Source organism: Acinetobacter sp. RF15B (assembly GCF_007558235.1).
Lineage (GTDB): Bacteria > Pseudomonadota > Gammaproteobacteria > Pseudomonadales > Moraxellaceae > Acinetobacter > Acinetobacter lwoffii_C.
Genome location: NZ_VLSR01000008.1, coordinates 74,433 through 95,954 on the forward strand (window position 1 = coordinate 74,433; position 21,522 = coordinate 95,954).

Genomic DNA, 21,522 nt, shown 5'->3' on the forward strand with positions numbered 1-21,522 from the left:
GGCCATTATTTTGCTTTAAGCTGACACTCAAGCGGCATTTTTTATTGTGAGTGGAACGATGAAAGCCCGTTAAAAAATGCTATGATGAGTGCAATTTAAATTGCCATTCTGACAGTAAATTAACCTCGAGCTGATCTTTTTTTTATTTTTAACATGGCAATTTTCAATAGCTTTAAACAGAGAGAACTATGCGCCCATATCTTAACCTTTTACAACACATTCTCGACCAGGGTGGCGATAAAGGCGACCGTACCGGTACAGGCACACGCTCGGTATTTGGTCATCAGATGCGTTTTGATCTGTCCCAAGGTTTCCCTCTGCTGACCACCAAAAAAGTTCATTTCCGTTCCATCGTCATTGAACTGCTCTGGTTCCTGAAAGGTGATACCAACGTTAAATATCTCCAGGATCATAAAGTCACCATCTGGGATGAATGGGCAACTGCTGAACAGACTGCGCGTTTTGGCCGCCCTGCAGGCGAATTGGGTCCGGTTTATGGGCATCAATGGCGTAATTTCGGTGCCAGCCAAAACCAGGATGGCAGCTATCACCAGGATGGTTTTGACCAGATCAAATGGCTGATTAATGAAATCAAAACCAATCCGAATTCACGCCGTCTGATCGTTTCGGGCTGGAATCCGAAGGAAGCCAATCAGGTGGCTTTACCGCCATGTCATACCCTGTTCCAGTTTTTTGTCCACAATGGCAAGCTGTCTTGTCAGCTCTACCAGCGCAGTGCCGATGTGTTTTTAGGTGTGCCATTTAATATTGCCAGCTATGCCCTGCTGACCCATATGATTGCGCAGGTGTGTGATCTGGGCGTTGGCGATTTTGTCTGGACTGGCGGTGATACCCATCTCTATACCAACCATTTTGAACAGGCTCAACTGCAATTAAGCCGCGAGCCTTTAGGCTTATGTCAGTTAAAGCTGAATCCTGAAGTTAAAGATATTTTCCAGTTTAAATTTGAAGATATTGAAATTGTCGGTTATGAATCTCATCCAGCGATTAAAGCGCCGGTTGCCGTTTAATTTATTATTGAATCATCCCTCTTGATTATTTCTTCTGACCAAACAGCATGTGTCATTTGCAGATGCTTTGGGCAGAGGGAGACATCGGGATTCCACCTTTAGGGGCTGTTATGGCATTTCAAGATTTAGAAGTGGTACACGTGGTAGCTATGGATCAGCAGCGCTGTATTGGCAAGGACAATGATCTGCCATGGCATATTTCAGCTGATCTCAAGCATTTTAAAGAAATTACTCAAGGCGGCGTAGTTGTCATGGGCCGTAAAACCCTTGAATCTATGGGGCGCGCCCTGCCTAAACGGGTGAACTGGGTGATTACCCGTGATCCCGAATGGTCTTTTGCGGGCACCAAAGTCGCGCATAGTATTGAAGAGGCACTGCGTCAGGCGGTTGCCGATGTCAAAGCCTCGGCAAAGCCAGATACGGTTTTCATTATTGGGGGCGGTGAAATTTTCAAACAGACCATGCAGATGACCGACCGCCTGGAACTGACCCATATCGAACTGGATGTACAAGGTGATGCCTACTATCCGGAAATTCCAGCAGACTTCAAAAAAGTAGCATCTGCACAACACATAGATGACAAAAGCGGGATTGCTTTTGAATTTGCCACCTATCAAAAATAAAGCCTATTCAAGTAAAAGGTCAGATAATGCAAGGACGCACGCCCTCGGCAAAGCACTGGAGTCTGTGGCTACTGGGTGGCCTGTTTACTCTATTCGTGATGCTTTCCAGCCTCTGGTTAAGCCTGATGCTCTGGATACAGCAGCCTTTGGGCAAAATAGGCACTATGCTCCTGATCGGCTGCTGGGTGGTATTTTCCCTCGTCGTACTCGGCATTTATTTCACCCGGCATCTGATTTCACGCCAGGTCGATACAATCTTGTACCTGCTGGTGTTCCTGATCAGCCTGTTTGCATATTTCAGTATTGAAGCGCGTCAGGATCGTGACTGGAACCCAGAAGTTTCACGGCTGTTATCCTCTGAACAGCAAGGTGATCAAGTCACTTTACACAATATCCGAAATTTCGACTGGCAGCCGAACGGAAAATATGTCGAACGCTGGGAAAGCCGCAGCTTCGACCTGAACCAGATTACTGGAGTGAATATCATCACCTCCTACTGGATGGGTCCTGAAATCGCTCACACGCTGGTCAGCTTTGATTTTGCCAACCAAAAACCGCTGACTTTTTCAATTGAAATCCGTAAAGAAAAACATGAAGAGTTTTCTGCGATTGGCGGCTTTTTCCGAAAATACGAGCTGAGTCTGGTGGCTTCGGATGAAAAAGATATTGTCTATACACGCAGCCATATCCGGAACGAACAGGTCTATTTCTTTCCGGTCAATATGCCCAAAGCACAGGCCAAGGCCCTGTTCAAAGAATATCTGCGTCAGGCCGATGCGCTAGCTGAAGAACCTAAATGGTATAATACCCTGACCAGTAACTGCACGACGCTGGTTTTTGATATGGTGCAGGCTGTTTCCCAGCAGGCCCTGCCTTCAGATTATCGTCTTCTGGTCTCGGGCTACTTGCCCAATTATCTTTATGATCTAAAAGCGCTAGATCAAGCTTGGGATATGCAGACCTGGTATCAACAGGCCCATATTAATCCGCGTATTCAACAGCCAAAACAGATATCGAGCAAAGAATATTCAGATCAGATTCGCCTCGGCTTGCCGGCTTCAAAGCTTTATTAATACCCGATTCAGTCAATCTTCAGGATACAAAATTGACTGGCAGATAAATTCTTTTTTTGTTTATATACAGTTAGCTATTCAAAAAGTGAGGTATTTTTCATGTTAAAACAACTAACCGCAGCAATAATTATGGCATCGACCTTAAGCATCATGGGCTGTGAAACTCTTCCAGGCAATTCAGCAGCACAAACTACCCAGAATTTACAGCTTTTACAAAACCGGACCTGGATTGTGACCCAGATTGGTAATACCGAAATCAAGACTGCACCAACTGCACATAATATCCCAAGTCTGCAATTCGATGCTGCTACGCAACGTGTTTCAGGTGCAGACGGCTGTAACCGTATTATGGGCAGCTATACTGCCAGCAAAGACACGCTGAGCTTGGGCCAGATGGCAGGAACGCGCATGGCCTGCACGAATAATGACAATCTGGACCAGAAATTTAATGAAGCTCTTAGCAAAGTGACCCATTATCAGGTGTTTGGCAAAACCCTGAAATTATTAGACCGTCATGGCAATTTACTGATCCAGCTGGAAACTGCCGCACAGCCTCGTTAAACAACCGACTACAAAAAGCCTGTGTCTACAGGCTTTTTGATCTTTCATACTGTTGGCACAAGATTCAATAATCACCCGACCCCATTCCATGAGGATTTCATCATGCAACAAGCACTTTTTGGCGGTGGATGTTTTTGGTGTACTGAAGCGGTATTTTTACAGATTCAGGGTGTTCAGCAGGTGGTGAGCGGCTATGCAGGTGGTCATCAGCCTGATCCAACCTATGAGCAGATCTGCCGCGGCGATACGCAGCATGCAGAAGTGATTCTGATCGACTTTGATGAACAGCAAGTAAGTTATCGCCAGTTGCTGGACGTATTCTTTGCCACCCATGACCCGACCACCCTAAACCGTCAGGGAAATGATGTCGGCACCCAGTATCGCTCCGTGATTTATTATTTTAATGATGAACAGAAAGCCGCAGCAGATACTACAATTCAGGCCTTGAAAGATGAAGGGATTAATATCGTCACTGAGTTAAGCCCAGCTCCAACCTTCTACCCAGCAGAAGACTATCACCAGAATTTTTTTGCCCGCAATCCGAATCAGGGTTACTGCAATTTTTCTATTCCACCAAAACTGAACAAATTGCGTAGTCACTTTATGGCGTTATTAAAAAATCCTTAATCTCTGAAAATATCCCTAAAAAAAGCGACTGAAATCAGCCGCTTTTTTATCTCTCATCATTAATTTTCGGTTGCAAAAGCAATATCGCTGAGTCCGGCTCCACTCGCACGCGACATCACCTGAGCTACCGTATCATAACGTGATTCTTTATCTGCTTTTAGCACGATGGTCGGCTGACGTTCAGTCTGGCTGGCTTCGTTAAAGCGGGTTTCAAGCTGCGCCAAGGTCAGAATATTTCCATTCCAGGCCACTTCACCCTCTGCATTAATACTGATCGTAATATTTTCAGGCGGAAGATCGACAATTTCAGCCGTGGTCTGCGGTAAAGTTAATGGAATTGATGGGTTCGCCACGGTCGCTGTCACCAAGAAAATGATCATCAATACCAGCATAATATCGATCAGGGGAATGAGATTCATCTCATTCATGCCTGTATCGTTATCCTCACCCAATTGAAAAGCCATTAAACTTGACCTCCAACCAGACTTTCCTGGCTCATTTTTGTCTCAACTTTTTTTGCCGCAGAATCCTGTTGCAACATGGTATCAATCAACAGGCTATGTGCATGATCCTGAAGCTCGTGTGCCAAGCCGCGATTAAAACGTACTGCAATATTATAGGCCAGTACCGCAGGAATCGCGACGGCCAGCCCCAGACCGGTCATAATTAATGCTTCACCGACTGGAGTTGCCACCTGAGCAAGACCGGCCTGACCGCTTTTACCGACTGCCACCAGTGCATGGAAAATTCCCCATACCGTACCAAATAAACCTACAAATGGCGAAATGGAAGCAATCGTTCCCAGTACGGATACACCTTTTTCAGCATTGGCCTTTTCTACCGCGATCTGACGCAGCAAAGCCTGCTCAGCCACTGCTTTACGCTGCTCGAAAGTCAAAGGAACACATTTGCTTTTCAGTTGATCCACAGCCTGAGCCAGCCTGTTATAAGCGATCTGTTTCAGCTGGCGAGTGCCCATCAGACGCAGTACAAAGATGGTCCATGTCGCAATCGACATTGCCAATAACACGAAATACAGTGTTTTACTGACTGCATCAGCATGTTGCCAATAAACTGAAAAGTTCATATCCGAACTCCTAATGGGTTAGCCGTTATTTGGTCATCTTAAAATCAAATGGCTGTTCCACACGTGTTGGATAAGCCACTCCATTTTCAACATATTTGGTCAATTGCGCCCGACGTACTGCCGCTTCGACCTTACGCTTTATCGTTGGACTACAATCTGAATTTCGTGCATTTGCAGACACTACTTTTCCTTGCTCATTAGCCGCTATATCAATCACCATAGAGCAGGATGCTTTTAATTCGCCTGGTGATAATGACACTTTAGGTGAACGTAACCAGGATACTCCTCCACCAATCGAAACACTTTTTGGTGATGGCGGTGCAGTCGGCGCTGGTGGTGTGACAGGAGCAGGCGGTGTAACTGGTGCTGGAGGCGGAGTCGGGATCACTTTAGTTTCAGTCACCACCATCTGAACCGCCGGTTTAGGATCCGGGTGGTCCTCGACCACAGGCGCTGCTTTGACTTTAGGGGCTTCCGCCTTTTTCACCTGTTCAATTTTTTCGACTTTTTTAGGTGGTGGCGGTAGCGGTTTTTCTACAATTTTAACTTCTTTCGGCTTTGGCGGTTCTGGCTTCGGCTCTGCTTTCGGCTTCGGTGGTAAAGGTTTTGGTGCTTCCTGAAGTTTGATGAAACGTACTTTCATCGGCTCTTTGTCCACGGGCTTCAGCTCAGGCGTTTTCATCTGGCTGACTGCCCACAGCAGACCCGCATGCCCTACCAGTACAGCCGCCAGAATAGAAACGACTTTCTTTTTCATCTGATTGGGCGGCGGAGGGGTCATGGGAGCTGCAAATTGACTCATTAAATCTTTTACCTTGAGGAGATGATACGAAACAACCTATCAAGCTCATCGGTTAGTACAATGAAAGTACGCCAATAATAAATGAGAAGTGTTTTCATTTGCAACTCAAAATCCATGCTTTCAGCATTTTTTTTGTTGCAAACAAAAAAGGCATACTCTGAGTATGCCTTTTTTAAATGAAGATTCAGGAGTTTACTGAAACACGACCGTTTTATTGCCATCTACAATAATTCGGTCTTCCAGATGCCATCTGACCGCACGTGCCAGCACATTACGCTCGACATCCTGCCCCAGTTCCCGTAGCTGCTCAACTGTGAAGTCATGGTTTACCCGCTCTACATCCTGCTCGATGATCGGACCTTGATCCAGATCAGCTGTCACATAGTGAGCCGTGGCACCGATCAGTTTCACCCCTTTGTCATAGGCCTGTTTATACGGATTGGCTCCTACAAACGCAGGCAGGAATGAGTGATGGATATTGATCACCTTCATTTCCCAGGTGTTAACAAACTCTTCGTCCAGAATCTGCATATAACGCGCCAGTACCAGAAGATCATTGCCCTGCATCAACTCATCGATCCGTGCATAGGCTTCGCGCTTGTTCTCTTTGGTCACAGGCACAACTTCAAATGGAATACCGAAGTTTTCTACCGCCTCACGCAAGGTTTCGTGATTGGACACGACTTTGGTGATTTCACATGGAAGGCCGCCGCGTGCATGACGCCATAACAGCTCAAGCAGGGCATGGTCCACCTTGGACACTAAAATACCGACTTTTTTAACGTCACTGACCAGTGCTAAACGCCATTGCATGGCATAACGCTCGGCGACATTTGCTGCAAAGGTCTGGAGAATACTCTCTTTACGACTTTGAAGATTATCTAATTCAAATTCAACGCGCATGAAGTAACGTCCGCCCTGCGCTGCTGTCGCATATTGGTCTAGCGCAGTAATGTTAGCACCCTGATGATACAAGAAGCTTGAAACAGCCTGCACAATGCCCGGCTTGTCTTCACAAGTAATCAATAAACGTGCGGTATTAGCAGTCGTCATATTCATGTTGGTTTGTGTCACTAATCAGTTAAATTTAAAATAGGCCAAGTATTCTAGCGCGTTTCTGGAATATTCTGAATAGCTGATTCAGCTTCAATATTCTTTCCAGAAGAAAGACTGGCAAACAGATCGGAAGGCCCCAAACTGCTTAACAGGCCTTCATAAGTCTGACGGCTTTCACCGCGCAAATACGCCCCTTCCAGAAAAACCATCTGACGTAAGGCTTGCCATACCCACTTTTCTTCCAGTTTATTTGAATCGGTAATATGTCCCGACATATATAAAAAGTTAGTCCAGTTGGTCAGTACAATCCATAAGTTGATAATCAGTGCTTCAATTTCAGAATCAGTCATTTCCATAAGGCCGGCATCTACAAAGCCTTTATAGATCTTCTGTCCCTGCTGCATCACCTGCCCGGCAAAACGCGGATACATTTTCCTAAAATCTTCATTATTTTCAACTAAATGGTAGACATCTCGATGCAGGAAACGATAAGCCCAGAGCTGACTGCTCAATACCTGAAAATAATGAATCTTGTCATTGGTATCCAGCTGACGGTCATCCGGCAAAGCCAGCATTTCCAGGGTCTGCTTCTGGTACTGCTCCATCAACTCCTTAATAATTTCGTTTTTATTGCGGAAATGATAGTACAGGTTGCCCGGACTCATGCCGAGCTCAGCTGCAATATGATTGGTGGTTACAGACCGCTCACCGCGCTCGTTAAACAACTTTAAGCTAAGCTGTAAGATACGCTCTTTCGTTTTTAAGGTTTTGGTTTGGGACATCCTAAAAATAACCATTCTGTGCATGCATTAGCAGGCTAACACACAAAGTAACTTGACTAATTAGAGTATTTGCTCTAAAAATTGATTAACCGAGATTTGAATAATGGTAGTGCGGCATGAACAGTCATACAAAAACAACACCAATGACACCACATTTTTTGGACAGCCAGTACTTAAATGAAATGCTGGCTCAACAAAAATACGCTTATCTACGCTATCCTCTGCCGACTGCAAAGGAGCGTATCGATCGTTTAGCTCGACTTAAGCGTATCTTAGTTAAGTATCAAGATCAATTTGCCGATGCAATTAATCAGGACTATGGTAACCGCTCGATTGGCGAAACCAAAATTGGCGAGCTGCTGACCTGTCTGGAACATATTAAATATTACAGCAAAAATCTGACGGCGTGGATGAAGCCATCCAAACGTCACGTTGGCCTTATTCACCAGCCGGCCAAAGCCTGGGTGCAATATCAGCCTTTGGGTGTGGTCGGAATCATTGCACCCTGGAACTATCCTTTATTGTTGTCTGTTGGGCCCCTGATCTGTGCCCTGGCTGCCGGGAATCATGCCATGATTAAAGTGTCCAGTTCCTCGGCAGAATTTGGTGCTGTACTGGAAAAAGCCTTGGCTGAGGCTTTTCCCAAAGAGCTGGTGACTGTGATCAATGGGGGCGGCATGATTTCCGATGCATTCTCGCATCTGCCGTTCGATAAGATGATCTTTACCGGGTCTACTTTGGTAGGTAAAACGGTGATGGCAGCCGCAGCAGAAAATCTGGTACCGGTGATTTTAGAGCTGGGCGGAAAATCTCCAGTGCTGGTGCATCCTTCCATTGATCTGCGTGATGTGGCGCAGCGGATTGCGGTGGGTAAACTCTGGAATGCAGGTCAAACCTGTGTTGCCCCGGATTATATGTTCCTGCCGCGTGGCAAGACTGCGGAGTTCATCGACCATTTTAAAGCCTGCGTTGAGCACATGTATCCGGATATCCAGCATAATCAGGATTACACTTCGATTATTAATGACAAGCAATATCAGCGCTTGCAAGGTTATCTGGAAGATGCCCGTGAGCAGGGTGCGCAGATTATCGAATTTAATCCGCATCAGGAAAACCTTGCCGAGGTTCGCAAGATCGCACCGACCATTCTGACCAATGTCATGCCCGACATGCAAATCATGCAGCACGAAATCTTTGGTCCGCTGTTGCCGATCATGGAATATGATCAAATCGACGATGTTATCGACTTTATTAATAGCCGTCCGCGTCCTCTTGCATTATACTATTTCGACTTTGATCAAGCGCGTGCCGATTATATTGCACAGCGTACTCATTCAGGGCATTTTGGACAAAATACAGTACTCACGCATGTTGCGCAGGATGATCTTCCATTTGGTGGAGTCGGTGCATCCGGTATGGGGAAATATCATGGACCAGAAGGCTTCTTCAGTTTGTCGCATGAACGCTCGGTAATGTCGAATCCTAAGCTGTATAGCTTGAAATATATTCTTCCGCCGTTTAATAAGCCAATTCATAAGCTGATTTCAAAGGCGCTTCTTCGATAACTGATCAAGGTATAAGCTATCACACCAGCTCATGTTTATTTTTAGACAAAATCGCTTGTCTTTTAAGCGTATTTTTGATATAAAACGCCCCTTGAATGAATTCAATCCGTTTATTTTTGACTGGCCATACAGATTTGCTGTTGGCTAAATCAATGGAGTTACACCATGTCTAAGGTTTGCCAAGTTACCGGCAAGCGTCCAGTCGTTGGTAACAACGTCTCACACGCCAACAACAAAACTAAGCGCCGGTTCGAGCCGAACCTGCACAACCACCGTTTCTGGTTAGAAAGTGAAAAACGTTTTGTACGTCTTCGTTTAACCACTAAAGGTATGCGTATCATCGACAAATTGGGCATTGAAAAGGTTGTTGCTGACCTGCGTGCTCAAGGCCAAAAGATCTAAGTAAGGAGTCAAGACAATGCGTGATAAGATTCGCTTAGTTTCTTCAGCTGGTACAGGTTATTTCTATACCACTACTAAGAACAAACGTACTATGCCGGAAAAAATGGAAATCAAAAAATTTGATCCAAAAATCCGTCAACACGTGATTTTCAAAGAAGCTAAAATCAAATAATTTTAGCTTTTTAAAAAAAGCGACCTTAAAGGTCGTTTTTTTTTGCACTATTTTTATGCAGCTTGATAAAATTTACGCCTACTTTGGCATTTTTTCAGCTTATTTCCCGTTAAACCCAGAATAAAGGAGTGTTTGGTGCCCCATGACGTAGAACTCATTATCTTACTGGCTGTTGGTTTCAGCTTAGCGCTGTTGTTTGGCTATATTGCTGCACGTTTACGACTTCCTCCCCTGATCGGATATTTAGTGGCCGGCATTCTGATCAGTCCCAATACTCCCGGCGTGGTCGGTGACATTCATCTGGCCAACCAGCTTGCAGAACTCGGCGTCATGTTCCTGATGTTCGGCGTCGGTATGCATTTCTCCCTAAACGACCTGATGCAGGTACGCCGGATTGCCCTTCCCGGTGCAATTTTACAGATTGCTGTTGCCACTTTACTGGGAATGGGTATTTCCATGATGTGGGGCTGGAGCTTTGGCTCTGCACTGATTTTTGGTCTGAGTCTGTCTTGTGCCAGTACTGTGGTACTTCTTAAAGCCCTGAGTGATCGGGGAGTGCTTGACTCCATCAATGGCCGTATTGCGGTAGGCTGGTTGCTGGTCGAAGATCTGGTAATGGTGCTTGCTCTGGTCTTATTACCAGCGACTGCAGTTCTTCTGGGCGGTCAGGCCCCAGAAGGTTCGGTAGATGAAAGTATCTGGATGACCTTAGGGCTGACCCTACTTAAAGTGATCGGCTTTATTGCCTTTATGCTGATTATCGGTAAACGTTTGGTTCCGATGATTATGCAGGTGGTTGCACGTCTGGGTTCACGTGAACTGTTCACCTTAACCGTGGTGGCAGCGGCCGTATCAATTGCCTTTGGCGCCTACAAGATCTTTGGTGTCTCGATGGCACTGGGTGCCTTCTTTGCCGGCATGGTGGTTAAGGAATCTGACTTCAGTAACCGTGCCGAACAGGAAACCTTACCGCTACGCGAAATTTTCTCGATCCTGTTCTTTGTTTCGGTCGGGATGCTGTTTGATCCGCGTATTCTGGTTGAACAGCCGCTGCATGTATTAGCAGTCATCGGTATTATTATGATTGGTAAAACCATTGCGGCCATGGCACTGGTACTGTTTTTCCGCTATCCACTGAATACGGCCTTAACCGTTGGCGCTTCACTGGCCCAGATTGGTGAGTTTTCATTTATTCTGGCAACCCTTGGCCTATCCTTGCAACTGTTAAGCCTGGAGGCACAGAACCTGATTCTGGCAGGGGCCTTATTTTCCATTAGCCTGAATTCTTTTGTGTTTTCTGCAATTGAGCCGGTACAAAAATGGATTCGTGAACGCTCAACCCTGGCACGTTTACTGGAACGCAGCGGGGACCCGCTGGCCATGCTGCCTGATGAAGTATCACAGGATTATCTGCGTGATCAGGTGGTGATTGTCGGTCATGGTGAAGTCGGTCGCCGTATCACCCTGTCCTTGATGCAGCACAACATCAAGGTCGTCATTGCTGAAGAAAACCGTGAAATTGTCGAAGATCTACGTAAAAAAGGGATTGCTGCGGTTTCCGGGATTGCCACTGAAGCCGGTGTACTGATTCAGGCACATATCCAGCACGCACGCTTACTGGTACTTTCTCCCATGGATATTGTCGATATTCATAAAATTGTCGACATTGCCAAAACCCTGAATCCGCAAATTCAGGTTCTGGTCTGTGCAGAAAACAAGGAAGAAGCCGAAATCATCCGTCGTGATCAGGTCGGTGAAGTGTATTATGCCAAGGAAGAAATGGCGAAGAACATGAGCCATTATATTTTGCACCAGATTGAAGTGGCCCATCAGCACAGCTCGCATTAAGCCGGGCTTGCTCAGTGAAAAGTTGTCCATCCGGGCAACTTTTTTATTAGAGGAGAATTTAAGTATCTTCCCTGAAAACTAAAAACCTGGACCGCAGTGATACAAGGTACTTTTTAATTTAAGAGCCACAAAAAAGCACATCCGAAGATGTGCTGCTAGACCGGGATGAATCAACTCAAATATTTCGGTTTTTCATCCACTACTTCTGCCTGCCACTCATTGACTTGCTGTTCCAGCAAGCCGTATAAGGCAGCCTGAATCATCTGCTGTGCGATCACAGGTGTTTGGTCACCCAAAAGCGCTTTTACTTCATCATTAAACTGAATCATGACCAGAGGCTGCTGTTCCGAGCCTGCATTTCTTAATGCTAACACGCCACCTTCAAGTTGAACGAGTTCTAAAATCGCCTCTTGATTACCAAATAAGTCTTTCAACTGTTCTATAGACATATATCCTCCATGTTCAACATGGTGGCAAAGCACGATTGCACTTTGCATCATCAGAGTAATAATTGATATAAGGTTAGAAATAATAATTTCAAGTGCCATTAATCCATTGGATTAGAACTCTACCATCTCATTACGAAAGCCATCAATCAGATAGGTCAGGTCACGGTGCCACTCTCTAAGTATAGCAATATCAGGCAGCCAGGCCTGTGGAGACTGTGTGACTTTAATGATGAGATTTGAAGAGGTTTCGTCTTCCACTTGCGGTACACTCGGTTCGGGTGCGTACTCGCACAGGCGGTGGGCACGTTTTAATTCAGCAATAAAACCGTCTTTGGCCAGGCGCTGCAAAACCGACACTTCAGGTGAGATCTGACCTTTGGCAGCCAGCTGTTCCTCAATCGACGTTAAGGTCGGAGTTAAATCATTTAAACGGTAGTAGCGAACCAGCTCCTGCAGAAAGGCCAGCAAGGCTCCATGCAGATGAAATACAGTGGCTTCACGATACGCCTGTGCCTGTTGCACATGATCACCCTGTTCGGCCTGCTGGCAGGCTAAACGAGCGAAATAAAGTTTCTGGTTGGTGCGGTCTGCATGGTAGCGAGCAACTCGTGTCATCGAGGTTTCCTGAGATTTAAAACATATTTTGGCCTCTTTAAAGTAAAACGTCCGCTTTCATTACGCAATCCAAGATTTGCAAGCGCTCTTCTATTAGACTGACTTTTTGTTTAAGGCATCTAAGATTACAGCTTTACTCACATTTACAGCTTTTTATCTCCACAAAAAAAAGAGCATTCAATAATGCTCTTTTTTATACCGCCCGGTTTAAGCCTGCGGCTTGTCTTCAGCCTGTTTGACGCGAATACCACGGCCATGCAAACGCAGGGTATTCAGGCCTTTAATTGCCTTAACTGCTTCACGACCCTGCGGCATTTCTACAAAGGCAAAGCCCTTGGATTTACCCGTGTCAGCATCCAGTACCAGCGTACAAGTCTCCACAGTGCCATATTGCTGGAACAAAGTTAGCAATTCAGCTTCTGTTACCGTGCGTTCCAAGTTACGGACTAAAATTTTCATCGGATCACCTTAAGAAGATAGGCAAAAATAATCAAAAAGCACCTGCCTACTCTACTTTTTGCGTAAAACCCAAGTATGACAGTTTAATCGAGATCAATGCCAAAATCTAAATTAATCGCTTGGCGTTCGATCAGGGCACTTTTAACGGTCTGCTGCCTGGTTTTGTAATGCGTTTCCATGGTACACAAATTACGGGTGAGATCATTCATAAAATAGCTTTCGACTTTGCGCCCCTGCTCATCTACGGTTTCACGCGCCCAGTGATTCAGGTTCTGCTTGGTCAGAATCAGCTCATTCTGCGCCCGGGTCAGTGCCACATATAACACCCTGCGCTCCTCTTCAACATCATCGAAATCACCTTGGGCACGTGCATGTGGATACTGCCCCGGCGTGACATTAGCCACATAACAGACTTTCTGTTCGGTTCCTTTGGCTGAATGAATGGTGATCAGCGTGACCACATCACTGTCGGACTGGCGTTCGATTTCGGAAATAGATACCGGGTCTAAAACATATTCTTCTAGAAATTCACTGAGCTGGGTATGCTTGGAGGCCAGCTGTTTCACCAGTTCAAAATCCCCTGCACGGCGATTCCAGTCCTTTTTATAGTTGTCAGCCAGTTGAGATTCAATTGCCTGTACAGCCAGACTTACACAGGCCTGTACTTCAGTTTTGAGTACTGCCATCTGTTTCATGATTAAAATGGTTTCCAGCGGAATCTTGCCAAATTTTTCTAATTTTCCGGCAATCATCTCCATCTCTGGCTCTATCAGCAACTGCTGAGACAACTTGCTTGCGCCGACATCGCCGACCCCATTCCATAAGGTCAAAAAGCGCATCCAGGCAATGTCATCTAGCGGATTCGCGACCACACGCAATAGGCTTAACAGGTCTTTAACATGGGCTGTTTCCAGCAGTTTCATGCCGCCAATAAAACGGTAAGGAATATTTGCAGCAATACAGGCCGCTTCAATATGACGGGCTGAAAAGCTGGAGCGCACCAAGACCATATGATCTGACCATTTGTCCCCATGGATATAATGGCGCTCTTTAATATCAATCGCAATCCATTTGGCTTCATCAAACTCATTCGGGAAGATGTGCATTTTCGGCTTGATCCCTTCACCGCGATACGCATCCAGACGCTTGTCATAGTTGATTTCGGACTGATCCAACAGCCAGTTCGACAGATCAAGAATTTCTTGGGTAGAACGGTAGTTTTGCTCTAGCCTGAAGATTTGGGCATCTGGCACGCGCTCTTTAAAATGATGGATATTCTCAAAATCCGCCCCGCGGAAGCCATAAATCGACTGGGCATCATCCCCGACACAGAACAGGCTGATCCGATCTTTTAACGGCTCTAGCAAGGCCCATTGCAATGGATTGGTATCCTGCATTTCGTCGACCAGCATATGCCGGCAAATTGAAGCGACATAGTCGACCAGACCGTCAGACTGCGCCAAAGCAGTCGCCACCACCGCCAGAATATCGTCATAATCCAGAAAACTGCGTGCTTTTTTACGTGCCTCATATTCTTTCATGATGTCGGCAATCTGGTCTTTGAGCGCCAGATATTCCGGCATCTGTTTTTCCAGCGCCAGGCTGAGCTTTTGCCGGGTATTTCGTGCAAAAGAATACAGGTCACAGAGTTCCTGCGGCTTAGGCAAGTAATTTGGATTTTTCTTGTCATCACGGCCACGGATCAGGCGAAACAGCATCAACTGATCATCACGGTCAATAATGGAAAACTGCTCCAGACCGAAAGCTTTTGGAATACGGCGCAGCAGATACATACAGAAGGTATGAAAGGTCGAAGCGCGCAGCCCTTTGGCCTGTTCACCCAGTGCCAACTCGACCCGTGCCACGATTTCGCTGGCTGCACGGCGGGTAAAGGTCAAAATCTGAATCTGATTGGCCGGCACACCTTGATCAATCAGATAAGCCGCCCGCGCTACGATGGTTTTGGTCTTGCCACAGCCCGCCCCGGCCAAAACCAAACTGTGCTTTGCTTCGGTGGTCGCAGCTTGCTTTTGTTGTAGATTTAATTCATCAATTAGGGCGGCTAAACTCATGGTCACTCATCATTCTGTGGATAAGGATAGTTTAACAGATCGCGTTCCTAATTATGGCTTTTGGATTGCAGTCTAAGGATCTGCCCTTAATCCAGCACAAGATTTTTATTATTTTTCATCCTTAAAAGTAACATCTACTCATACCTTCATATTTGCGATTGAATGAATCCGGCAACCGCCTTTTCCAGATTGAATTCGGCATTTTTTAATGCCTCTTCCAATGAACAGTCCGGCGGGTTAATCCCCACCATCTTCGTAAAATCCGCCTGATAAAGCGACTCAGCCCCCTCACCAATTACACCTGCAAAAGCAACCACCGGTTTATTCAAACGTTTGGCTAGCTGAGCGACGCCAAACGGTGTTTTACCCAAAGCGGTTTGACTGTCGATTTTGCCTTCGCCCGTCAGCACCATATCTGCCTGGGCAATTTTTTCAGCCAAACCTGTCATCTGCATCACCAGCTCCACACCAGATTGAAGCTTTGCTCCAGTCAGCGCCATCAAACCAAAACCCAAACCACCAGCCGCACCTGCCCCGGGAATATTCTGAAATTGCTGTCCGAGCTGCTGTTCAATGCAGTCGGCAAAATAGTGTAAATTTTGATCCAGTTGCTGCACCATCTCAGGCGTCGCACCTTTTTGCGGAGCAAAAATTACAGAAGCTCCCTGGGTACCGCAGAGCGGATTATTGACATCAGAAGCAATCACCATCTCGGTGTGTTGCAGCCGCGCATCCAGTCCGGTCAAATCAATCTGGTGAATACCATTTAGATTACCGCCACAGACCTGAATGGAGGCACCGGTGGCGTCCAGAAAGTGCGCGCCAAGCGCTTGAGCCATCCCGGCACCCGCATCATTGATCACACTTCCCCCCAACCCGATAATGATTTTTTCCACACCCAGATCCAGCGCTTGCCGGATCATCTCGCCCGTTCCGTAGCTGGAGGTCAACATCGGATTACGCTGTGAGGAGGCTAACAAATGAATGCCATTGGCCTTGGCCATTTCAATCACGGCGGTCCGGCCCTCATCGACCAGACCAAAATAGGTGTTGATCCGCTGACTGGCCAATGGGCCGGTGAACTGACAAAAAACCTGCTGCCCCTTTAAGCTAGAGATTAAGGCATCTACCGTTCCTTCACCGCCGTCTGCCATCGGCACTGCCAGGCAGACAGCATCCGGACAGACCTGAAGAATGCAACTCTGCATGGCCTGGCAGACCTGGACAGCGCTCAGACTTTCCTTAAAGGAATCCGGTGCAAGCACAAAGATTTTCGCCATCCACTGATCCCCAGTTTTTTATTCATCATGCAACACAAATATATAGAGCTGTGTTTAACTGTCTATTTAAAGTTCTGCTGAACTTTTTGGAACTTCGCGGCGGATATAGGTAGCCAGTGACAGATAATTCACGCCTTGAAATAGAATATCAATGGCCAGAAATAAGCCCAATACCCAAAATGGTGCATCAGGGGACTGTAAAATGACTACACCGGCCAGCAGGGTGAATACACCGGATAACAAAGTCCAGCCCCATCCACGTGCAGTACGGAACAAAAGCGCATTCAGGATACGGATAACCCCGGCAATAATCAGGATAATGGCCAGAATATGAGTCAAGACCACTGCTGTCTGTACAGGAGTGCTAAAAGCATAATATCCGGCCAGGAGATATAAAACCCCGAACAAGGCCCAGAACCAGCGAAAACCACCCTGAAAAATTTTGAATGCCGCAATAAAATGCAGAATTCCACCCATCATCATCAATGCCCCGAACATAAAGACTGCGGACAGGGTGGCAAAAGGTAAAGTAGCCAGTAAGACCAGACCGAAAATCATCAATAAGATACCCAGTCCCAGATACCATTTTCGCTGTTGATGCAGCTGGCTGCGCACCAAGTCATTGCCTACTGTTTTCATTCTTTCATCTCCAATGATCTTTTTCTCTTATTGATCATACTCAATTCAAATGAACAAAAGGTGTAAAAGTGCTACTTTTATCCCTCAGGCTGGTTATAGACTGTGGATAATTTCAGTGTTATCCACACTCTCTTTTATTGTTTCCAGCCAAGTTCAATAGCCGTTATTTCATTCAACAGGGTCTGCTTTAAAGATGCGGGCATTTTACTGGTGCTTTGCGATATCGGCAGATGGCCCGCCATCAGCTCCGCTTTGGCCTGTGGATATAAAGGCTGCTGCTTGGGGTCAGCATAACCTACTGGAAAAATAGGTTGGCCTGTGGCCAAGTCATATTTATCCGAGGCTCCAAAGGCATGCAATAGCTCATGTACCAGCACAATTTTATTCTGTTCAGCCTGTTTTTCGGAGGCAAATAAATTGACTGAACCAATCCGACCTTTTTGTAAAGCGGTGGAATGTTTTAACTGGCTGGTTCGGGCCGGGTCATAGTAATTTAAAAATAAGGTCACGTTGGCTGACGGATCTGAGTCCTGATGTTGTTGCCAGGCATAAAACCTGAATTTTAGGCTCCAGCCTACCGTTTGCAATAAAGACGCCTGTTCAGGTACTTTAGGCGGCAACTCCTTCAGTTCACGCCCCAGATTAAAATAAAAATAAGTTGGCTTTCCGCGATACTGCTGTGCAGAGGTTTGCAAATAAGTCCGGGCCTCTTCCAGATCCTGTACTGACAGCTGCTGGATATAATTTTGAGTAGTGGCCAATCCATCAGCATTGACCGGATGCAGTAGGACAAAAACCGGCTTATTCCAGTCCTGATTCTGGTCCCGATAGGCATTAACGGCCACAATCAGTAGAATCACCAATAAAATCAGAATCCGAATCTTTTTCCACATTGCCCCAAAACTGTCTTATCGTTATTTTTAAAATGGCATACATCATAAATAAAAAATGCCGACATTCGTCAGCATTTTTTGAATATTTTTAAGCTTTAGGCTTCCACCCATTTGCCATCCTGATATACCAGAGACCACTTGGTCTGCTTGCCCTCTGGTGTTTCCGAACCCACATATTGGGCCTGGTTCTTACGGCTGAATTTTACCAGAGTCGGATTTCCTTCAGGGTCCACATCGGGTGCCTGTAACAGGAACTGATATTTTGGATCAATTTGATCTGCCACAGTCCGCAATTCGGCTACTTTAGGGGCCCGGGTTTCACGAACTTTCGGGAACTTGCTTGCCGCCAGGAATAGACCTGCTGCCCCATCACGCAGCACAAAGTAGTCATCATGCTTGGTTGAGCGCAAATGTTCCATCTTGATCGGATCCACACGCGGCGGCGCAGGCTGGCCATTTTTCAGGACTTTGCGGGTATTATCACAGTTGTTGCAGGCAAAATAAGGACCAAAACGGCCAGTCTTCAGCTGCATTTCTCCATCACATTTATCACATGGAATGGTTGGGCCGTCGTACCCCTTGATTTTAAACTCGCCTTCTTCAAGCTCATAACCGGCACAATCCGGGTTATTCCCACAGATATGCAGTTTACGCCCGCCATCAATCACATAACTGTCCATCGCGGTTGAGCAGATTGGACAGCGTTTTTTAGACATCAGATCTGCTGTTTCTGCAGCGTCATCATCGGAAAGGGCAGCCAAAGATTCAACCGGGGTCAGGTTAAATGTACCTTTGCAACGCTCTTTCGGTGGCAGGTTATAGCCTGAACAACCCAGAAATACTCCCGTAGTTCCAGTACGAATCTGCATCGGACGGTCACACTCTTTACAATGTACTGCCTCAACTTCTACCGGCTGATTACGGCGCATTCCGTTCTCGCCTTGGGCATTGGTCAGTCGTTGTTTGAAATCACCATAGAAACTGTCCAGCAGCTCTTTCCAGTTACGCTCGCCATCCGCAACCTTATCCAGTTGTCCTTCAAGATCGGCAGTAAAGTCGTAATTCATCAGGTTATTGAAGCTTTCATCCAGACGATCGGTGACGATCTCGCCCATTTTTTCGGCATAGAGACGACGGTTTTCCAGCTTCACATAACCCCGATCCTGAATAGTAGAAATAATCGCAGCATAGGTTGATGGACGGCCAATGCCTTTTTTCTCCAGCTCTTTCACCAATGAAGCTTCGGTAAAGCGTGCTGGCGGCTTGGTAAAGTGCTGAGAAGGATCGAGTTTTTCCAGTTTTAGTACTTCGCCGACTTTAACCGCCGGTAACAGCACATCATCATCAGACTTGTTCTGACCACGAACTTTGGTAAAACCGTCAAATACCAGCGTACGGCCTTTGGCTTTCAGTTCTACCCCATTGGCATCCACTAAAATGGTCGAGGACAGATATTCTGCCGGGGTCATCTGGCAAGCGACAAACTGGCGCCAGATCAGGTCATACAGACGCTGCGCATCACGTTCTACTCCGGCCAGGCTATCGCCTTTCAATGCCACATTTGATGGACGGATTGCTTCGTGGGCTTCTTGTGCCCCCGCCTTATTGCCATAACGGTTCGGCTGGGCCGGCAAGTATTTTGTACCGTATTCGGACTCAATATGATCACGCACCATATTGACAGCATCTGTACTCAAGAAGGTCGAGTCGGTACGCATATAGGTAATAAAACCAGCTTCATACAGGCGCTGCGCCAGCATCATGGTTTTCTTCACCGAAAACCCCAAGCGGGTACTGGCGGCTTGCTGCAAGGTCGAGGTGATATAAGGCGCACTTGGATTTACCTTGGTCGGCTTATCCTCACGCGTGATGACCTTGTATTCGGCATCTTTAATCAGGTTTAAAAGCGCGTCGGTTTCATCTTTATTACGCAGCTTTAAGGTCTTGCCATGTTGCTTGACCGCTTCCAGACGAATATTGTCTTTATTGGATTGGGTATCGGCAAAAACCTGCCAGTATTCTTCAGGAATGAACTTACGAATTTCACGTTCACGTTCCACGACCAGCTTGACCGCGACCGATTGCACCCGCCCCGCAGACAGACCACGGGCAATCTTTTCCCAAAGTAGCGGCGAGATCATAAAACCGACCACACGGTCCAGGAAACGCCGTGCCTGCTGGGCGTTGACCTTATTGGTATCCAGACGTGCTGGCTGTTTAAAGGCTTCCTGAATGGCATTTTTGGTAATTTCGTTAAAGACCACACGCTGGTAACGTGAATCATCTCCCCCGATCACTTCTTTTAAATGCCAGGCAATCGCTTCCCCTTCACGGTCCAAATCCGTGGCGAGATAAACTTCGTCAACTTGTGAGGCCAGCTTTTTCAGTTCAGCGACCACGCCTTCTTTACCCGGAAGGACTTCATATTTGGCCTTCCATCCATGTTCTGGATCGACGCCCATCCGGTTAATCAACGCATTTTGTGCCTTTTCAGCTTTTTCAGCGTCGGTCAATTTGACTCGTGTCGCCGGTTTTTTCTCTGCACTCTTGGCAGAACCGCCGGTTGGCAGGTCACGCACATGACCTACCGAAGATTTCACAATGTAGTTTGGACCGAGATACTTGTTGATTGTTTTCGCTTTTGCAGGCGACTCCACAATCACCAAGGCACGTTTACTTCCAGCGTCGGAAGTTTTTGCCGTGCTGCTTTTTGATGTGGACCGAGGAGCGTTCGCCATATTAACCGTTAATCCTGTTCATATCTAAAATTAAAGTTCAGTCAAAGCATGTAAAAGTGTCTTGATCTCGTCTAGTTGAGTCGCTCTAAGATCAGCTTCTTCATCCCAATAGACTCCTACACAGTTTGCCTGCATATCAATAGCATAAATGCCCTTTAATGCAATGGGAAAATCTGCAAATTTATCATCGCCCTGCACCAGCTCGAGCTTATTGTCGACCACACGGGCACGCATGAGTGGCAACCGCGCCTCTGGGAGCAGGATGCTATAATATGCCACCATACTGGCACGACTCTCTGTCGCTTTGGGAACTTTAGTCCATTCTGGTGCAACCACCAGTCGCGGGTGCAACCCTATTTTACGGGCTTTGTCACGCATTATGCCTAAGGCTTTTTCCCGAGGACTAATGCGCAGTCCAAAGATCGACCCCAGCACAAAAATAATGATGACGAGCGCCACCCAGATTCCGGTATTTTCCATAGTTTAACCTTTATGCTCTTATATTAGAGTTGCATAAGCACAATATAAAACGCAAGCATCGCTTGCGAAATACTATTTTATTCTCTTCTTCTATAACTTTGATTCGTTTGTGTTAAGACAGGATTTCAGTACCGAGTAGGCTGATCATAGCGGCTATACTCGCGGCGTTAATCACACTGAAGGCATCCAGATTTTTCTAGGCCTGAGTCAGCTGGTCATTATAAACCGGCTTGCTATTCTCCTGTTTTACAATATTTTGTTGCTTCAA

The 21,522-nt window shown here is 46.4% G+C and carries 23 protein-coding genes; 9 read left to right on the plus strand and 14 right to left on the minus strand.

Translation table 11 applies throughout. The features are described from left to right. The first annotated feature begins 188 nt into the window (after positions 1-188). The 5 genes from thyA to msrA all read left to right on the plus strand — a co-directional run bounded on the left by thyA (position 189) and on the right by msrA (position 3,915). Positions 189-1,031, plus strand: coding sequence for a thymidylate synthase (gene thyA / locus E2K74_RS08020; protein ID WP_151207015.1), 843 nt, complete (start codon positions 189-191; stop codon positions 1,029-1,031). 110 nt (positions 1,032-1,141) lie between these two features. Further along, a complete protein-coding gene (locus E2K74_RS08025; protein WP_151207018.1) occupies positions 1,142-1,654 on the plus strand; it encodes a dihydrofolate reductase in 513 nt (170 codons plus the stop codon). 26 nt (positions 1,655-1,680) lie between these two features. After that, the gene (locus E2K74_RS08030; RefSeq protein WP_151207020.1) at positions 1,681-2,727 is read left to right on the plus strand and encodes a DUF4105 domain-containing protein; all 1,047 of its coding nucleotides are present in this window, start codon (positions 1,681-1,683) and stop codon (positions 2,725-2,727) included. A 99-nt stretch (positions 2,728-2,826) separates the two neighbouring features. Further along, positions 2,827-3,288 (plus strand): META domain-containing protein, encoded by a 462-nt coding sequence (locus tag E2K74_RS08035; protein ID WP_151207022.1) that lies wholly within the window; start codon positions 2,827-2,829, stop codon positions 3,286-3,288. 102 nt (positions 3,289-3,390) lie between these two features. Next, positions 3,391-3,915, plus strand: coding sequence for a peptide-methionine (S)-S-oxide reductase MsrA (gene msrA, locus E2K74_RS08040; protein ID WP_151207024.1), 525 nt, complete (start codon positions 3,391-3,393; stop codon positions 3,913-3,915). A 59-nt stretch (positions 3,916-3,974) separates the two neighbouring features. On the opposite strand, the gene E2K74_RS08045 is transcribed toward msrA, so the two are convergent. From E2K74_RS08045 to E2K74_RS08065, 5 genes are all read right to left on the minus strand, one after another. Next, positions 3,975-4,379, minus strand: coding sequence for an ExbD/TolR family protein (locus tag E2K74_RS08045; RefSeq protein ID WP_151203338.1), 405 nt, complete (start codon positions 4,377-4,379; stop codon positions 3,975-3,977). Beyond that, complete coding sequence (locus tag E2K74_RS08050) at positions 4,379-5,002, minus strand: MotA/TolQ/ExbB proton channel family protein (RefSeq protein ID WP_151203337.1); 624 nt, start codon at positions 5,000-5,002, stop codon at positions 4,379-4,381. The genes E2K74_RS08045 and E2K74_RS08050 overlap by 1 nt, the downstream gene beginning before the upstream one ends. 25 nt (positions 5,003-5,027) lie before the next feature. After that, a complete protein-coding gene (locus tag E2K74_RS14970) occupies positions 5,028-5,804 on the minus strand; it encodes a TonB-dependent receptor (RefSeq protein WP_162536300.1) in 777 nt (258 codons plus the stop codon). A 192-nt stretch (positions 5,805-5,996) separates the two neighbouring features. Next, positions 5,997-6,863 (minus strand): formyltetrahydrofolate deformylase, encoded by an 867-nt coding sequence (gene purU, locus E2K74_RS08060; protein ID WP_151203335.1) that lies wholly within the window; start codon positions 6,861-6,863, stop codon positions 5,997-5,999. Positions 6,864-6,910: 47 nt separating this feature from the next. After that, positions 6,911-7,642: a TetR/AcrR family transcriptional regulator gene (locus tag E2K74_RS08065; protein WP_151207028.1), complete on the minus strand. Its 732-nt coding sequence runs from the start codon at positions 7,640-7,642 to the stop codon at positions 6,911-6,913. A gap of 116 nt (positions 7,643-7,758) precedes the next feature. Here E2K74_RS08065 and E2K74_RS08070 point away from each other — a divergent pair, with 116 nt between their 5' ends. The 4 genes from E2K74_RS08070 (at position 7,759) to E2K74_RS08085 (ending at position 11,629) form a co-directional block, all read left to right on the plus strand. After that, positions 7,759-9,207 (plus strand): coniferyl aldehyde dehydrogenase, encoded by a 1,449-nt coding sequence (locus E2K74_RS08070; RefSeq protein ID WP_151207030.1) that lies wholly within the window; start codon positions 7,759-7,761, stop codon positions 9,205-9,207. A 165-nt stretch (positions 9,208-9,372) separates the two neighbouring features. Then, positions 9,373-9,609, plus strand: a complete 237-nt coding sequence (gene rpmB / locus E2K74_RS08075; protein WP_004976147.1) for a 50S ribosomal protein L28 — start codon at positions 9,373-9,375, stop codon at positions 9,607-9,609. Between the two features lie 16 nt (positions 9,610-9,625). Beyond that, positions 9,626-9,781 carry a 50S ribosomal protein L33 gene (gene rpmG, locus E2K74_RS08080; RefSeq protein ID WP_001205031.1) on the plus strand — a complete coding sequence of 52 codons (156 nt, stop codon included), beginning with the start codon at positions 9,626-9,628 and terminating at the stop codon, positions 9,779-9,781. Positions 9,782-9,916: 135 nt separating this feature from the next. Continuing rightward, on the plus strand, positions 9,917-11,629 hold the full coding sequence (locus E2K74_RS08085) for a cation:proton antiporter (protein WP_151207032.1): 1,713 nt from the start codon (positions 9,917-9,919) through the stop codon (positions 11,627-11,629). A 170-nt stretch (positions 11,630-11,799) separates the two neighbouring features. Here E2K74_RS08085 and E2K74_RS08090 read toward each other — a convergent pair whose 3' ends face one another. The 9 genes from E2K74_RS08090 to E2K74_RS08130 form a co-directional block, all read right to left on the minus strand. Further along, positions 11,800-12,078, minus strand: coding sequence for a hypothetical protein (locus tag E2K74_RS08090; RefSeq protein WP_151203331.1), 279 nt, complete (start codon positions 12,076-12,078; stop codon positions 11,800-11,802). A 111-nt stretch (positions 12,079-12,189) separates the two neighbouring features. Beyond that, positions 12,190-12,693, minus strand: coding sequence for a DUF6586 family protein (locus E2K74_RS08095; RefSeq protein WP_151207034.1), 504 nt, complete (start codon positions 12,691-12,693; stop codon positions 12,190-12,192). Between the two features lie 207 nt (positions 12,694-12,900). Continuing rightward, positions 12,901-13,152: an RNA recognition motif domain-containing protein gene (locus E2K74_RS08100; protein ID WP_151203329.1), complete on the minus strand. Its 252-nt coding sequence runs from the start codon at positions 13,150-13,152 to the stop codon at positions 12,901-12,903. 83 nt (positions 13,153-13,235) lie between these two features. After that, entirely contained in the window at positions 13,236-15,224 is a 1,989-nt protein-coding gene (locus tag E2K74_RS08105) for an ATP-dependent helicase (protein WP_151207035.1), read from the minus strand. Positions 15,225-15,370: 146 nt separating this feature from the next. Next, on the minus strand, positions 15,371-16,504 hold the full coding sequence (locus E2K74_RS08110; protein WP_151207037.1) for a glycerate kinase: 1,134 nt from the start codon (positions 16,502-16,504) through the stop codon (positions 15,371-15,373). Positions 16,505-16,570: 66 nt separating this feature from the next. Next, positions 16,571-17,143 (minus strand): HdeD family acid-resistance protein, encoded by a 573-nt coding sequence (locus E2K74_RS08115; protein WP_151207040.1) that lies wholly within the window; start codon positions 17,141-17,143, stop codon positions 16,571-16,573. A gap of 134 nt (positions 17,144-17,277) precedes the next feature. Further along, on the minus strand, positions 17,278-18,036 hold the full coding sequence (locus E2K74_RS08120; RefSeq protein ID WP_151207042.1) for a hypothetical protein: 759 nt from the start codon (positions 18,034-18,036) through the stop codon (positions 17,278-17,280). Between the two features lie 95 nt (positions 18,037-18,131). Beyond that, the gene (topA, locus tag E2K74_RS08125) at positions 18,132-20,774 is read right to left on the minus strand and encodes a type I DNA topoisomerase (RefSeq protein WP_151207043.1); all 2,643 of its coding nucleotides are present in this window, start codon (positions 20,772-20,774) and stop codon (positions 18,132-18,134) included. 30 nt (positions 20,775-20,804) lie between these two features. Beyond that, complete coding sequence (locus tag E2K74_RS08130) at positions 20,805-21,254, minus strand: ammonium transporter (protein ID WP_151205382.1); 450 nt, start codon at positions 21,252-21,254, stop codon at positions 20,805-20,807. Between the last annotated feature and the right edge of the window lie 268 nt (positions 21,255-21,522).